Raw genomic sequence first — 15,449 nt, forward strand, 5'->3', positions numbered from 1 at the left:
ACCCCGGACGGTCCTGACGCGCTGCTGGGGGAGCCCGTTTCCGCGCTTCGACCTGAAGCGTGAGTCCCTGGTGCTTGGAGTCCAGGGCGGGACGTGCACGTGGCTTCGGGTGATACTGGTGTCCGGTACCCCATGGAGGCGGGGCGAGGACGGCGGGCATGCGCAGGTGGCTCATCGGTGGAGTGGCGGTCCTGGTCGCGTGCGGCCTCGTGCTGTTCTGGGTGCTGCGCTCCCGTGGACCGGCCGCGCCCGGGGGCAGCTCGGAAGCCACGCTCGCGCGGAAGGGCTCCACTCGCCTCGCGCCCACTGCCGGGCGCCCCGAGCAGGAGGGCAGCGCGCTCCCGACGGCGCAGTCCCCGAGCGAGGCGGACGGCACGCTGGATGTGGAGGTCCTCTCCGGTGGGAAGCCTTCGCCCGGAACCACCGTGCGGCTCTACGCACCGGGTGCGCGGACGTCCACGTGGACGCTGACAGGCTCCGGCCTCACGGATCCACAAGGACACGTCCGGCTCGCCTCCAGGCCCGGCCGCTACCTGGTGGCGGTCCGCGCCCCGGACCGGGCCCCGCTCCTGCGCGACGTGGTCCGCCCTCTCGGTGAGTCGCGCACGGCGCTCCAGATCTCCCTGGAGCCCGCGCAATCGCTCACGGGCCGCACGGTGGTGCATGGAACGAATGAACCGCTGCCCCTCGTGGAGGTCGTCCTCACGGCGCACTCCCGCGAACTGGAGGCCTGGCAGCGCGCGGATGCTCCCGACGACGAGCGCGTCTTCGCCACGAGCGACGAGCGGGGGAACTTCCGCGTCGACGGGCTCACCCCAGGCGCCTACCTGCTGGAGGCCCGCGCCCCCGGCTACGCGCGCGTGGTGCTCAGCCGCCTGCGCATTCCCACGGAAGGCCCGCTGACGCTGGCGCTCCGGCTGGCGAGCGTCATCGAGGGCTTCGTCGTGGACTCGAAGGGCCAGCCCGCCGCGGACGCCGAGGTGCGGGTGGGCGACAGCGCCTCGCAGGCGGTGACGACGGGCGCGCAGGGCGGCTTCTCCGTGGAGGTGGAGCCCGGAGCCCATCCCCTGTCCGCGCGGCGCGGCGAGGAGTCCGGCGCGCTCGACCTGCCGGTCCTCTGCGTCGCGGGGAGCACCGTGCGCGACGTGCGCATCCAACTGGGACCCGGCGCGGTGCTGGAGGGGCGCGTCGTGGAGGCGTCCTCGGGTCAGCCGGTGGAGGGCGCCCGCGTCGACGTCACCCTCTCGGGCTCCGACAGTGACCCGGGTGTCGCCATGTCGGACGCGGAGGGGCACTTCCTCGTGCGAGGGCTCGCTCCCGGCAGCTACGACGCGAACGTCACGGCGCCGGCTTACTCGCCCGCCATCCGCCGTGGCCTGACGGTGAGGCAGGGCGAGCGCTTCCCCCTCGAGTTCAAGCTCTCGGGAACTGGCGCGGTGGAAGGTCAGGTGCGCGACCGGAACGGTGCAGCCGTGGCCGGGGCCCGGGTGTCGGGCGTCAACCGCTGGAGCAACGGAATGGACGGGCCTCCCATCGAGGCCCGCACCGACGCGGACGGCCGCTACCGGCTGGAGGGGATCGCCACGGGCCGCCTGTCCCTCTCCGCGCGCCACGAGGGATCCACGGTGGGCGTCATCCAGTTCGTCACCGTGGAGGCGAACCAGACGGCCCGCGCGGACTTCACGCTCGACGGTACGGGCACCGTGAACGGCGTGGTGCGCGCGGCCCGGGGCTCCCTGCCGGATGGGCAACTGGAGGTGACGGCCCTGATGGAACCGCCAGCGGAGCCGCGACGTGAGCGCGTGACGCCAGGCACGGGGCAGGCGGTGGTGGACGCCGAAGGCGCCTTCCGGATGGTGCTACCCGCGGGGAACTACATCCTCCTGCTCTCGGCGCGCGGCCGCTTCGTCCAGGGGCCGACGAAGCGTGTGCTCGTGGAGATGGGACGGTCGGTGCCGGTCGAGTTCACGTGGGAAGAGCCGCGCGACGTGAGCGAGTACCGGGGTGTCGTCCTCGAGCCGGATGGTTCGCCCTCGCCGCATGCCACCATCACCCTCATGCCGGCGGACGGACAGAACATTCCCCTGTCGATGACGCCCACGGATGAAGAGGGACGCTTCGCCATCTCCGCTACCCGCGTGGGAGGTCCCCCCACGCGCCGGGTGTTGCTGGACGCGCGAAACGGCGGGCGCTCGAGCGAAGCCATGCCCGTGACCGCCGACCAGCAGGTGGTGGTGCGGCTGCGGCCCGCGGCGTTCCTCCGCGGCCGGGTGGTGCGCAAGGGCGAGCCCGTGCAGGGCTTCACCCTGTCACTTCAGCTCCAGAAGGGCTTCCTCCCCATGAAGGGGGACGGCACCCTGGAGTTCTCCGGGGATCGCTTCGAATTGCGCGACGTTCCCCCCGAGCCCGTGAAGCTGACGGCGCGCACGGTGGACGGTTCCGTCGGCGAGGCCCTGGCCTCTCCCGGCACGGGCGCGGTGCTCGAAGTGGAGATCCCCCTGACGGCGCCTGCCACCGTGCAAGGCCGGTTGGTCAGCGCGGCCACGAAGGCACCCGTCCCCGACGCTTACATCTTCATCGAGGGCGAGCCACTCGCTCGGGATCATGCCGACAAGGAGGGCCGCTTCGTGTTGAGTGGCGTTCGCGCGGGCGAGCGTGTCCTCCTTGCCATGGGAGGCCCTTCCCAGGGACAGCTGCGCCGGCCGCTGAAGGTGAAGGAAGGCGAGGTGCTGGACCTGGGCGACGTCGCCCTGGAAGTGACGCCGCCCACGCCGTGAGGCGGTCAGCGGTTTCCGCGCCGCCAGCCCGGCGGAGGGCCGTCGCGCAGCACCCCGGCCACCGCCACCGCGCAGGCGAAGCTGGTCGTCATGGGCACCTGCATCCAGTGGCCGCCCATGTAGAGCTTCACCTCCCGCTCCTTCACGACGTGGTCCACCTTCACATCCGCGCCCACGCGCTCCATGAGGGCGGGGTCCCCCACGGACACCACCGATTCCAACTGCGCGGGCAGGGTGGGCATCCCGCCCGCGGAGGAGGCGATGATGGCGCCCCGTGCCGCCGCGCGGTCCGTGAGGTCGCGCATGGACGCCTCCAGCGCGCGGTGGGTCGTGCCCAGGCTCAGGTTGAGGAGGTCCACGCCCACCTCGTCGAGCATCCAGCCCATGGCCTCCACCAGGCACAGCGAGTGTCCGCGAATGTTCTGGTCCAGGACGCGGGCGACGTAGACCTCCACGTCCGGCCAGGGGCGGACCTGGTCGTGGAGGATGCTCAGGACGGCCGTGCCGTGCCCGTGCGTGTCCTCCAGGTCCAGCGTGCCCGCGCCGGCCCGCCACGCCTCCAGGTCCTCCCGCTCATAGGCGCGCGCCTCCAGCACCTGCGCGTCCAGGTCGAGCGTGAAGGACGCCGCCCCCGCCAGGGACAGCGCGTGCTCGCGCAGGAAGGCCACCTCCACGCCGCTGTCGATGATGCCCACCTTCTTCACGGCGCCGCGCCTCCTGTCCGCGAAGGACTCCAGCGCTGGAGCTGCCGGAAGACGTAGGTGCCCAGGGACACGGACTCCGTGCGGGGCGGGACGGCGTCCGGCACGGACACGGTCAGGTGCACGAGCGAACCCGCGAGCCCCATCCCCGCGGCGAGCGCCGCGATGAGCAGGAACGTGAGGGTGCCAATGCGCCGGATGACGAAGAGGCCGGCGTGGTCGGGGTCCTCCAGCATGGGCAGCCGCGAGGGCCGCGGCGATGCGGTGGGGTGTGGGAGCTCGTTCGCCATGACCAAAGACCTTTCCATCCGCCACTAGGCGGCGTCCGCCTCGCCCATGCCCGCGCGGAACAGCCGCTGGTACGGAGCACAGCGCGCGAGCAGCTCCGCGTGCGGCCCCCGGCCCACCAGCCGTCCTCCCGCGAGCATCCACACCTCGTCGGCCAGGGGCGCGTTGGCCAGCCGGTGCGTGATGAACAACACCGTCTGGCCTCGCTCCCGGGCCCGCGAGAGCAGGCCCCGCACGATGGCGGACTCCGTCTCCACGTCGAGCTGCGAGGTGGCTTCGTCCAACAGCAGCACCGGCGCATCGCGCAGCACCGCCCGGGCCAGCGCCAGCCGCTGCCGCTGTCCGCCGGAGAGGCTCGCGCCCGCCTCGGCCACCGGCGTGTCGAAGCCCTGGGGCAGCGCGGCGAGGACGGGCTCCAGGGCGCACAGCCGCACCGCCTGCCGCAGGTCCTCGTCGCTCACGCCGGAGAGCCCCAGGGTGAGGTTGTCGCGCACGGTGCCGTGGTACAGCTCCACGTCCTGCCACACCACCGCGAGCTGCCGGCGCAGGTCGGACAGCTCCAGCGTCCGCGCGTCCTGCCCGTCGTACAGCACGCGCCCACGGCCCGGCTCCTCCAGCCGCGTCAGCAGCCGCGCGAGCGTCGTCTTGCCGGAGCCGCTGGAGCCGACGATGGTCACCACCGCTCCCGGTGGGAGGCGCGCGCTCACTTCGCGCAGCACGTCCTGTCCGGGCAGGTAGCCGAAGGACACGTCCTCCAGCTCCACCCCACCGGAGAGCCGCTGCGTCAGCGGGCCCGGGGCTGTCAGCGAGCGACCCGGGTCCTGCTCCGGCGTCTCGTGCAGGTACTCGAAGAAGCGGCGCAGGTGGATGCCGCGCTGCTGCAGGCCCGTGACGAAGCCGATGGCCTCGATGACCGGCCCGCGCAGATACGCGGCATACGCCACGAAGGCCATGAAGCCGCCCAGCGTCAGCTTGCCCTGGAGGATGAGCCGCCAGCCCAGCCAGGTGAACAGCGCTGTCTGCGCGGCCTCCACGGTGCGCTCGAACAGCCGCAACACCCCCTCCACCCCATGGGCCCTCAGGTGCGCCCGCAGCACGGACCGCATGAGCCCCGCCGCGCGCTGGTAGACGAACGGCTCCAGCGCCAGCACCTTCGTCGTACGGCTCTGCCGCAGCGTCTCCACCTGGAGCGCCTGGAGGGCGCCGTGCACGCCCATCACCTCCTGCCACGCGTGGCCCATGGCGCGGCCCATGATGAGCGGCACCGCCACCACGAAGGGCAGCGTGGCCACGGCCGCCAGCGCCAGCTCCCAGTGGAGCGAGGCCAGGGTGAACGGGATGACGAGCAGGAAGGTGAGCTGCGAGAAGACGAGCCGGATGAGCCCCAGCACCAGCGCCATGCCCGCCTTCGCGTCGTCGAAGCGGCTGGTGAGCTCCCCCACCTGGCGCCGGGAGAAGAAGCGATCCGGCAGGTGCTGCAGGTGGTTGAAGAGGTAGAGCGCGGAGGAGCTCTCCAGCTTCACGGTCAGGTACGCGGAGTAGTAGCCCAGCAGCGCCTCCGCGAGCGCCGCCGCCACCGACGCGGCGAGGATGCTCAGCACCAGCACGTGCAAGAGCCCCAGGTCCTGCGGGGACGACACGTGGTCGAACAACAGCCGCGTGAGGAAGGGTGGAATGAGGCAGAGCCCGGTGATGACCGGGCCCAGGAGCGCGCTCCGCGCGAGCGCACCCCACGCGGGCCGCAGGAGCCGCAGCAACTCGGCCAGGTAATGCGCCGACCGCCGCAGCCCGGGAGGCCCTTCTTGCTGCATCGCGCCGCCCGCTTCCATCACAGGTGCGTGAGCACGCTCTGGGCCAGCGCGTCCACTTCCTCCGGGATGGCGTGGACACGCAGGCCGGTGTGCTGCTCCATCTTGCGCCGCGCCTCCTCCAGGACCTCATCCCGGACGCCCAGGAACCACGTCTCGGTCCACCGGCTGCCCAGGAGCTTGCGCCCGCCCATCATCGCCAGCCCCACCACCGTGCAGGGCACGCCGTGCTCGCGGGCCAGCGTCTCCAGGTACTCGCGCGTCGCGACCACGTCCTCCGGCTTCGTGTCCACCGACACGGTCAGCACCACCAGGCGCGGCAGGAACGTCTCGTAGATGAGCGTGGAGGCGTTGGCCCGGCGGTCCAGCCCCGCTGGCGTGTAGAGCAGTCCGTTCTGCCCGCCGGTGATGACCACGTCGCAGTCCCGCGCCAGGTCCGCCATGAGCCGCCGCTCGAAGGCCAGCCGCTGCGGCGGCTCCACGCGCAGCACGCGCGAGTAGCCCGTGTCCGAACCCAGCAGGATGCCCGTGGGCTCCGTGGCGTGGTGGCGCACGCGCACGTGCTTCGCCAGCGCCTCGCGCAGGTAGACCTGCGTGGTGAACTTGCCCTGCACCGTGTCCGTGCCGAAGACGCCCAGCAGGTTGCGCGGCGCGTAGGCCACCGGGCCCGGGTGCGCGAGCGCGACCTGCTCCGGCACGGCCACGCGGAAGAAGAGGTCCGGGTCCGGCTCCAGCCCGTCGAACAGGTCGTAATAGAGGATGTCGTCGTACAGCGACACCACCGGCAGCCGCTTGCGCGTGGCCACCTCCAGCAGCGCCCGGACGTGCGGGACCTCCGTCTCGAAGTTGAGCGAACAGGTGAAGACGACTGCGTCGAAGTCGTGGCGCGCGATGTCCGCCGGGTCGCTCACCACGGGCACGGACAGCGCGCCGGCCTGGATGTACGCGCCCGCGTCGCTGAGGGTCACCGTGTCGTCGAAGACGACGGACGCCGGGGCCGGGCTGCGGTCGCGGAAGCGCAGGAGCGCGTAGCCCTCCTTGTTGTACTTGAAGACGGCGGTCCGCTTGCCCGCGAGCACCTCCATCACCTGCTCGCGCGTGTACATGTGACGGCTGCGCAGGGTGGGGTTCAGCTTGAGCGGCAGCCGCTGGTCGCCCTCCCAGATTTCACCCAACTTCCGGTAGAGCACCTCCGGGTCGTACTTGGGATAGGTGCGGGTGTCCGGCGCGATGAGCAGCGGCACGCCGTAGTCCGGCATCTGGAAGACGTGCTCGCGCTCGGAGCCCTCCACGCGCAGCGCGTAGCGGCCCTGCGGGTGCAAGAGGAAGTACTGGAACGCCACGCGCAGGCCCGCGACCTCCAGCACCTCCGCGTCGAGCGTGAGCTCCCGGCGCGCCTCCGTGTTCACGCCCTCCAGCGACAGCCGGCGCAGGAGGAACGGCGGCTGTTCCTGCCCGCCGGCGCGGCTCACGTGGATGAGCACGCACTTGAAGGGGTCCACCGGGAAGGACGTGAGCAGCTCCGGCGAGAAGTCCTTCAGCCGCGACACGACGTCCGCGTAGCGCGCGAGGAACAGCGAGCGCGCCCGGTCCCGCTGCGTCGGGTCCGGAATCATGAAGAGCAGGTCGCTGCCGCTGAAGACCTCGAAGCGGCGCCACGTCTCCCGCGTCTGGGCGTCCACCGGCTCCGGCAGCTGCGCCTCCACCAGCTTGATGAGCGCGTACATCCACGCGTTGCCCGGCGTCAGCCAGTGCTCGCTGTAGAAGTCGCGCCCCCACGTCGAATAGTAGAGCCGCGGCAGCGCCGGCGGCTCGGGCGCCGGCGGGGCGGCCGGAACCTCCAGCGGCGCGGCGGGCTGCATGACGCCCTCCAGCCACTCGACGCCCTCGTGCCACCAGTGGCCGAACAGCTCCGTGTCGAACGCGAGCACGAACGTCTGCCCGTCCTGCACGAGCGAGCGGCGCGAGTCCAACAGCTCCCAGAACTCGCGCACGTGCCGGGACACCTGCGCGCGGGCGGCGTCCACGTCGTAGAGCGCCTTCTGCCCCAGGTCGACCTTCTGGCCGGTCACCGCGTGGTACTTGAGGCCCGTCCACACGTGGCCCCGCTTGTTCGCGGGCACGGGCACGCCCAGCTCTTCGAAGTACTCGGGGCGCAGGTCGAAGCCCACGTCCCGGAAGAACTCGCGGTACACGGGGTGCGCGGGGAACGTCGACTCGGGCGACTTCCACAGGTACAGCCCGATGCGGTAGTCGTGGACCAGCACCTCCAGGTCCTCGTGGCGGAACACGCCGCTGGGGTCCTGGGGTTGGGAGGCGCCAATGCCCGTCAGGCTGAGCGCGGTGCGGCGGATGCCATGGCGCGTGAGCACGCGCTCCAGGCCGGGCTGGAAGGCGCACTCGGGCAGCCACATGCCGTCCGGCTCGCGGCCAAAGACGTCCTGGAAGGACTCCACGCCCCGCGCCACCAGCCGGTCCGCGATGGCGGGCTGGAAGAAGGGCAGGAAGTTGTGCTGCGGCGTGGACGTCCACAGCTGCACGCCCGGCGGCCGCGAGCGCCCCAGCGAGGCGAACACGTCGCGCAGGCTGTGCTGGCGCAGGAACGCGAGGCTGTCCTCCACGCGCCGCAGGTACATGCCCGCGGTGCCGTGGACCCGGGCGAGCGCCTCGTCCGACAGGGCCTGGGGATACTTCTCGTAGCGGTTGTAGAGCTCCCGCTGGGACGTGCGCTCCAGCTCGCGCGTGGCGATGCGCTTGAGCAGCTGGAGGTAGCCGGTGTAGCGCTCCTCGCAGGCGACGAGCTGATCCACGAGGCACGGGGTGAAGGACATCACCAGCGTGCCGGCGAAGCGCCGGGAGTCCCAGCGCTCCATCATCCGGAACAGGGGGATGTATGTCTCCGTCAGCGCTTCGAAGAGCCAGTTCTCCGGCTCATCGAAGAGGGGCCCCTCGCCCAACACCTGCGGCATGTGGGTGTTGAGGATCAGGGTGAGGCGCGTGTTCATGAGGGGACCGCGAGACGGGGGGAAGCGGGGGGAGGTACGGCGAACGGCGGTGCCGGCAGGCTAGGCGCCGCCGCCGCAGTCCTCCGAGGGCGACGTCGCGCCGTCCTCGGAACACAGCCGGTGGGCCGAGTTGTAGAGGTCCTGCCAGACCGTTCCCGGTCCCGAGGCGACGAGCGAATAGGTGGTGCTGGAGAAGTTCGACGTGGCGAAGCCCTGGACGTCCGGGCCTCCGTGGACCCGTTCCAGCAGCTCCGAGACATCCTTGCGCGTGAATCGCATCGGGAACCTCCGTGTTGCGTGTGGAAAGGCAGGGGGAAGGCGGACCGCGGGCTAGTAGCAGCCGAACGTGGAGCGGTCCTCGGCGGTGACGGTGCCGCCGTCCTCGCAGGTCCACTGGTACGTCCAGGAGTTCTGCCAGACGGCGCCGCCGCCGAAGGAGGGGACCATGTTCCAGGTGGAGCCGGCGAAGGTCGAGGTGCCGAAGCCCTGGACATCCGGGCTGCCCTGCACCGAGCTCAACAGGTCACTGACGTTCTTGCGCGTGTAACGCATGGGGGGTTCTCCGGGTGTGGCGTGGAGGGGAGGGACGCGGGGGCGCTAGTAGCAGCCCACCTGGGACGCGTCCTCGTAGATGACCTGGCCGCCGTCCTCGCACATCCGGTGGTTCGGGTTGTAGATGTCCTGGTAGATGTTGCCGCCCGCCGACGGGGTGATGTTGTACGTGGTGCCACCGACGGTGGACGTCCAGAAGCCCGTCACGTCGGGCGTGCCCTGCACGGTGCCCAGCAGCTCGGAGATGTTCTTGCGCGTGTACCGCATGGTGAGACTCCAGGTGTTGAGGGGGGATCAGGCGGAGCCGTGAATCCTAGGAAGGGACCGGGGAGCGGGCAAGCCAGGGGAGGGCAGGGGGTCTGGAAGTGTCAGGAAACCCGCGTGTATTCCTGTTTCACGGTCTCACCGGACCCACCGCCCGGGATCCTGGGACGCATGCCTGCGTTCAGCCAGGGTTCGAGCGCGAGCTGCACGCCGCACGCCGCGACGGTGACGAGCGCGGCCGTGAAGCCTGGCGCCTTCCACGCGCCGACGACGGCCGCCGCGGCGATGACCCAGGGGCGGATCAGCGTGAACGGCCCCAGGACCACCACGCTCGCGAGCGTCCGCGCATCCGCCTCCGCGGCGGCCCAGACACCCATGCCCACCAGGGTCAGGGTCGCGTACGGCAGGAGCACCCAGAGGATCGCCTGCGCGCAGACGAGGAGTTGCGCGAACAGGCCCGGCGCGAACAGGCAGGCCCCGGCGATGCCGCAGCCCACCACGGAGGTCGTGAAGACCCCTCGCAGCATCCCCCGGCGGATGGCGGCCCGGTAGACGTCGGCCTTGAAGATGCGGGCATCCCGTCCCGCGGCGACCCGGAAGCCGCAGAACGACGCATCCGTGATGGCGAGCAGCGCCAGCAGCACGGGAAGGACGGCGTTCATCGCGCGGGTCCCAGCCGTGCGCGCAGCGGTCCCAGGTGGCGCATGAGCGGTTCCCACAGCTCCGCGCGGGCCCCCAGCGTGGCGGTCATCGGACGCAGCACGGCGCCGAGCAGGTTCCGGGCACCGTCCAGGGACGCGCAGGTGAACCCGGTCTCCGCGCGGGCCGCCGACAGCAGGGTCTGCGTGGAGTGGACGCGCCGCGCGGAGACGACGCCATCATGGCGCGCGAGCGGCTCCCGCATGCGGGCCTGGTGGAACATCCACGAACCCCAGGGCGAGAGCACCGAGTGCTGGATGTCGTAGTGCAAGAAGGCCAGGCCCTGCCGCTGGCCGGCGAAGAACGCGTTCAGGTCGTTGCCGCGAAAGTGATGCAACACACCCGTGGAGATGAAGATGTGTCCAGGCTGCTCGAGCTGGAACGCGTTCGCGACCTTGAGCTCGCATGAGAGGGATTCCTCTTCCGCGAGCCGCCGGGCGTTCTCCACCAGCGTCACGTTCATGTCGCAGCCGATGATTTCGACATCGCGCCCCAGCCGCCCATGCGCCGCGAGCGAGCGGACGACGTAGCCAAGCCCACAGCCGACGTCGACGATGCGCAGCGGCGGCTTCACGCCGGCGTCGCGCAGCACTTGCAGCAGGGGCAACAGCACGCAGCGGATGCGGTCCGCTTGCAGGAACTCCTCGCTCAGCCGCTGCAGCTCGATGTGGGAGCGCAGGAGGGCCAGGTTGCAGGCCTCGACGTCGAGCGTGTCATTGGAGGCGGGAAGCCGCTGCACGAACCGCGCGGCGGAGCGCTGCCCGTTCGCCATGAGCCGCGCCACGACGGACTCGCGGGACACCGGCCGGGGCTGGAGCGTCGCGACGTCGTAGTCGACGATGAGGTCTGAGATTTCCAGCAGGTCGGAGGGCATTCCAGCGCGGGCACGGTGACGGTGGCGGTGTGGCCGGCGGAGTGTACTGCATCGCACGCGCCGACGCGGCTGACAGGGGGCGAGCGTGCCGCCCATCCCAGCGGTCCGGGGACGGCTCCAGCATTCAACAGAAAGACTGTATTGCCAGGATGGTTTTGATTCCTGGGATGGGAATGACATTGGCCGCGGCCGCGGTGTCCAGTTCCAGGTCGCAGGCAATGGAGACGCGGAAGAAGCCGCACCTGGCGGTTGAGATGGATGCGGTCGTCCTCGCGGCGCGGTGATCCGCGAGGGACGCCCATCCACCACGCGGAGGCTGCTGACGCGGAGGCCCTGTCGTTCGGTGCGGGCACATGGCCCTGCCCTGCCCGGACGATTGCGGAATGCCTTTCCCAAACTCAGATACCTGCCTGCATTAACCATCCGTCATCACTCAGGAGATTTGAGAATGAGAAGATCCATGATTCAAACCCAAGCCGCTGGAGGCCTGTTTTCAAGACTGGCTTCCCTCGTCTTGAGCCTGGCGCTCCTCTCCGCCTGCGGCAGTGTGCGGGAGGCAAGCGAAGGTGAGGAGATGGGCGTCTCCCAGGCGGCCATTGCTGTCGCGCCCTCGCTGGGCACGGCCCAGAGCTTCGCCGTGCTGGGGGCTTCCACGGTGACCAACACCGGTCCGACCGTCATCGCGGGAGACCTGGGCGTCAGCCCAGGCACCGCGATCACGGGTTTTCCTCCGGGGCTCGTGGTCGGAGGGGTGATCCACGCGGCTGACGCGGTGGCGGCCCAGGCCCAGAGCGACACCACGGCCGCGTACAACAACCTGGCAGGGCAGCCCTGTGACTTCACGCTCCCGTCCGCGGAGCTCGGGGGCCTGACGCTCGTGCCGGGCGTCTACTGTTTCTCCTCGGCCTCGGCCCAGCTCACCGGCGCGCTCGCGCTCAACGCCCAGGGCAACCCCAACGCCGTCTGGGTGTTCAAGATCGCGAGCACCCTGATCACGGCCAGCAACTCGTCCGTGCTGCTGATCAATGGCGCGCAGGCCTGCAACGTCTTCTGGCAGGTCGGAAGCTCGGCCACCATCGGCACGGGCTCGGACTTCGTCGGGAACATCCTCGCGCTCACGAGCATCACCCTGACGACCGACGCGACCGTCGCCGGCAGGGCCCTGGCGCGCAATGGCGCGGTCACGCTGGACTCCAATGAGGTCACCATCTCCGCGTGTGCCGGACCGGTCACGCCCCTCCCTCCTACCGTGGGCAAGGCCTTCAGCCCGGCCACCATCAACGCGGGCGGTATCTCGACCCTCACCATCACCTTGAGCAACCCGGACCCCACGGTTGCCACCCTCACGTCGCCGCTCGTCGACACGCTGCCTGCGGGCGTGACGGTGGCGGGCCCGGCCACCACCACGTGCGGTGGGACCGCCACCACCACCGCTTCGACGGTGACGCAGACGGGAGGCGCCATCCCGGCCAACGGTTCGTGCACCGTGACGGTGCCGGTCACCGCGACCGCCGGCGGCAACTACATCAACTCGCTGGCTATCGGCGCGCTGCAGACCGGCAACGGGAGCAATGTCGCTCCGGCCGCCGCGACCCTGACGGTGGCCCAGCCCGCGATCGCGCCCACGGTCGGCAAGGCCTTCAGCCCGGCCACCATCAACGCGGGTGGCACCTCGACCCTCACCATCACCTTGAGCAATGCCAGCGCCACGCCCGCGGTCCTGACGTCGCCGCTCGTGGACACGCTGCCTGCGGGCGTGACGGTGTCGGGCGCGGCCACCACCACGTGCGGCGGGGCTGTCACCACCACCGCTTCGACGGTGACGCTGACGGGTGGCTCCATCCCGGCCAATGGCTCCTGCACCGTGACGGTGCCGGTCACCGCGGCCGCTGGCGGTAACTACATCAATTCGATCGCCGCTGGCGCGCTGCAGACCGGCAACGGGAGCAATGCCGCTCCGGCCATCGCGACCCTGACCGTCAATGCTCCGGCCGGGGGCGCTCCGACGCTCGGCAAGGCCTTCAGCCCTCCCACCATCAACGCGGGCGGCATCTCCATCCTCACCATCACCTTGAGCAACACCAGCGCCACGCCCGCGGTCCTGACGGCGCCACTCGTCGACACGCTGCCTGCGGGCGTGACGGTGTCTGGCACGGCCAGCACCACGTGCGGCGGGGCTGTCACCACCAGCGCTTCGACGGTGACGCTGACGGGTGGCACGATTCCGGCCAATGGCTCCTGCACCGTGACGGTGCCGGTGACGGCGCCCTCCGGGGGCAGCTTCATCAACGCGCTGCCCGCCGGTGCCCTGCAGACCGGCAACGGGAACAATGCCGCTCCGGCCATCGCGACCCTGACCGTCAATGCTCCGGCGGGGGGCGCTCCGACGCTCGGCAAGGCCTTCAGCCCGGCCACCATCAACGCGGGTGGCATCTCCATCCTCACCATCACCTTGAGCAACACCAGCGCCACGCCCGCGGTCCTGACGGCGCCGCTCGTCGATACGCTGCCCGCGGGCGTGACGGTGGCGGGCGCGGCCAGCACCACGTGCGGCGGAGCTGTCACCACCACCGCTTCGACGGTGACGCTGACGGGTGGCACGATTCCGGCCAATGGCTCCTGCACCGTGACGGTGCCGGTGACGGCGCCTGCCGGGGGCAGCTTCATCAACGCGCTGCCTGCCGGCGCCCTGCAGACCGGCAACGGAAACAATGCCGCTCCGGCCATCGCGACCCTGACCGTCAATGCTCCGGCCGGGGGCGCGCCGACGCTCGGGAAGGCCTTCAGTCCTTCCACGATCAACCCGGGCGGCATCTCCACCCTCACCATCACCTTGAGCAACACCAGCGCCACGCCCGCGGTCCTGACGGCGCCGCTCGTGGACACGCTGCCCGCGGGCGTGACGGTGGCGGGCGCGGCCAGCACCACGTGTGGCGGGGCTGTCACCACCACCGCTTCGACAGTGACGTTGATGGGCGGCACGATTCCGGCCAATGGCTCCTGCACCGTGACGGTGCCGGTGACGGCGCCCGCCGGCGGCAACTACATCAACTCGCTGGCTGCCGGCGCCCTGCAGACCGGCAATGGGAACAATGCCGCTCCGGCCATCGCGACCCTGACCGTGACCATCCCCTCGGCCGTCACGCTCGGCAAGGCCTTCAGTCCTGCCACGATCAAGGCGGGCGGCACTTCGACCCTGACCATCACCTTGATCAACTTCAACAACGCGATGCCGGCCATCCTGACGGCGCCGCTCGTTGACACGCTGCCTGCGGGCGTGACGGTGTCGGGTGCGGGTTCCACCACGTGCGGCGGTCTGGTCACCACCACCGCGACGACGGTGACGCTGACGGGTGGGGCGATTCCCGCCAACGGTTCCTGCACCGTGACGGTGCCGGTCACCGCGCCCGTCGCCGGCAGCTTCATCAACGCGCTGCTCGCAGGCGCGCTGCAGACCAACCGGGGCAACAACGCCGCCCCCGCCGTCGCGACCCTGACCGTCGTCCCCATGCAGGGGGGCGGGGACAAGGCGCCCACGGTCAAGAAGTACTTCAACCCCTCCACCATTGGAACGGGTGGCATCTCCACCCTGACCCTCACGTTGACCAACCCGAATGCCACGCCCGCGGTCCTGACGGCACCGCTCAAGGACGTCCTGCCTGACGGCCTGCTGGTCTACGGCAACGCCGACAACACCTGCGGGGGCGTGGCCACGGCCACCCCGGGCAGCTCGCTGGTGGTGCTCACCGGCGGCGCCATCCCGGCCAACGGCTCCTGCACGGTGACCGTGGACGTGACCGCGAAGAAGGAGGGCAGCTACTGCAACGTGATTCCGAAGGGCGCCCTGCAGACCAACAAGGGCAGCAACATGGCACCGGCTGAAGCCACCTTGACCGTCAAGAACGGCATGAAGGTCGCGCCCAGGCTCGCCAAGTCCTTCAGCCCGTCCACCATCAAGGAAGGCAAGACCTCCCTGCTCACCATCACGTTGATCAACCCGAACGGCAAGCCCGCCTCCCTGACCTCGTCGCTGGACGACGTCTTCCCCGACGGGATGGTGGCGGCCGGCAATGCCACCACCACGTGCGGTGGGTCCCTCATGGCCTACTGGGGCAGCTCGAAGGTGGTCATGTGGGGGGGATCGATCCCCGCCAACGGCTCGTGCACGGTGAAGGTGGCGGTGACCACCGATTGCAAGGGCCAGTTCCGCAACAAGCTGCATGTCGGTGCCCTGGAGACCAACCTGGGCAGCAATACCGCTCCGGCTGAAGCCACGCTGACCGTCAACTGACGGCAGGCCCGCCCGGCGCGTCGAAGGTGAAGACGCGCCGGGTTCGCGGCCCCCTCATGGGGGCTGCTCCAGTGGCTGTCCGGAAAGGATGGCTGCGCCTCGGCGGGGGGCGGCCCGCATCCGCGCGAGGGCGGGCCCGGTGTGGGACCGGTGGCGTGTCCCGCATCGTGCCGCGTCCCTGGGACACCGG

Annotated in this window: 11 protein-coding genes; 2 read left to right on the forward strand and 9 right to left on the reverse strand. The window is 70.7% G+C overall.

The annotated features are described in order from the left end of the window. The first annotated feature begins 158 nt into the window (after window positions 1–158). Window positions 159–2,777: a carboxypeptidase-like regulatory domain-containing protein gene (locus D7X32_RS00905; RefSeq protein WP_120600579.1), complete on the forward strand. Its 2,619-nt coding sequence runs from the start codon at window positions 159–161 to the stop codon at window positions 2,775–2,777. A 5-nt stretch (window positions 2,778–2,782) separates the two neighbouring features. Here D7X32_RS00905 and D7X32_RS00910 read toward each other — a convergent pair whose 3' ends face one another. From D7X32_RS00910 to D7X32_RS00950, 9 genes are all read right to left on the reverse strand, one after another. Beyond that, window positions 2,783–3,481 carry a S8 family serine peptidase gene (locus D7X32_RS00910; RefSeq protein WP_120600580.1) on the reverse strand — a complete coding sequence of 233 codons (699 nt, stop codon included), beginning with the start codon at window positions 3,479–3,481 and terminating at the stop codon, window positions 2,783–2,785. Beyond that, complete coding sequence (locus tag D7X32_RS00915; RefSeq protein ID WP_120600581.1) at window positions 3,478–3,768, reverse strand: hypothetical protein; 291 nt, start codon at window positions 3,766–3,768, stop codon at window positions 3,478–3,480. Before D7X32_RS00915 ends, D7X32_RS00910 begins: the two co-directional genes overlap by 4 nt. A 24-nt stretch (window positions 3,769–3,792) precedes the next feature. Next, window positions 3,793–5,577, reverse strand: a complete 1,785-nt coding sequence (locus tag D7X32_RS00920; protein WP_158625567.1) for a peptidase domain-containing ABC transporter — start codon at window positions 5,575–5,577, stop codon at window positions 3,793–3,795. Window positions 5,578–5,594: 17 nt separating this feature from the next. Next, a complete protein-coding gene (locus D7X32_RS00925) occupies window positions 5,595–8,579 on the reverse strand; it encodes a DUF1611 domain-containing protein (protein WP_120600583.1) in 2,985 nt (994 codons plus the stop codon). Window positions 8,580–8,639: 60 nt separating this feature from the next. Continuing rightward, on the reverse strand, window positions 8,640–8,858 hold the full coding sequence (locus D7X32_RS00930; RefSeq protein WP_120600584.1) for a hypothetical protein: 219 nt from the start codon (window positions 8,856–8,858) through the stop codon (window positions 8,640–8,642). Window positions 8,859–8,909: 51 nt separating this feature from the next. After that, window positions 8,910–9,131: a hypothetical protein gene (locus D7X32_RS00935; RefSeq protein WP_120600585.1), complete on the reverse strand. Its 222-nt coding sequence runs from the start codon at window positions 9,129–9,131 to the stop codon at window positions 8,910–8,912. Between the two features lie 45 nt (window positions 9,132–9,176). Continuing rightward, window positions 9,177–9,398 (reverse strand): hypothetical protein, encoded by a 222-nt coding sequence (locus D7X32_RS00940; RefSeq protein ID WP_120600586.1) that lies wholly within the window; start codon window positions 9,396–9,398, stop codon window positions 9,177–9,179. A 101-nt stretch (window positions 9,399–9,499) separates the two neighbouring features. Beyond that, window positions 9,500–10,057 (reverse strand): hypothetical protein, encoded by a 558-nt coding sequence (locus D7X32_RS00945; protein ID WP_120600587.1) that lies wholly within the window; start codon window positions 10,055–10,057, stop codon window positions 9,500–9,502. Next, window positions 10,054–10,968, reverse strand: coding sequence for a class I SAM-dependent methyltransferase (locus D7X32_RS00950; protein ID WP_120600588.1), 915 nt, complete (start codon window positions 10,966–10,968; stop codon window positions 10,054–10,056). Before D7X32_RS00950 ends, D7X32_RS00945 begins: the two co-directional genes overlap by 4 nt. Before the next feature lie 514 nt (window positions 10,969–11,482). Between D7X32_RS00950 and D7X32_RS00955 the strand changes: the two genes are divergently transcribed. After that, a complete protein-coding gene (locus tag D7X32_RS00955; protein ID WP_208752264.1) occupies window positions 11,483–15,259 on the forward strand; it encodes an ice-binding family protein in 3,777 nt (1,258 codons plus the stop codon). Window positions 15,260–15,449 lie beyond the last annotated feature (190 nt).

The organism is Corallococcus carmarthensis, from assembly GCF_003611695.1.
GTDB classification, from domain to species: Bacteria; Myxococcota; Myxococcia; order Myxococcales; family Myxococcaceae; genus Corallococcus; species Corallococcus carmarthensis.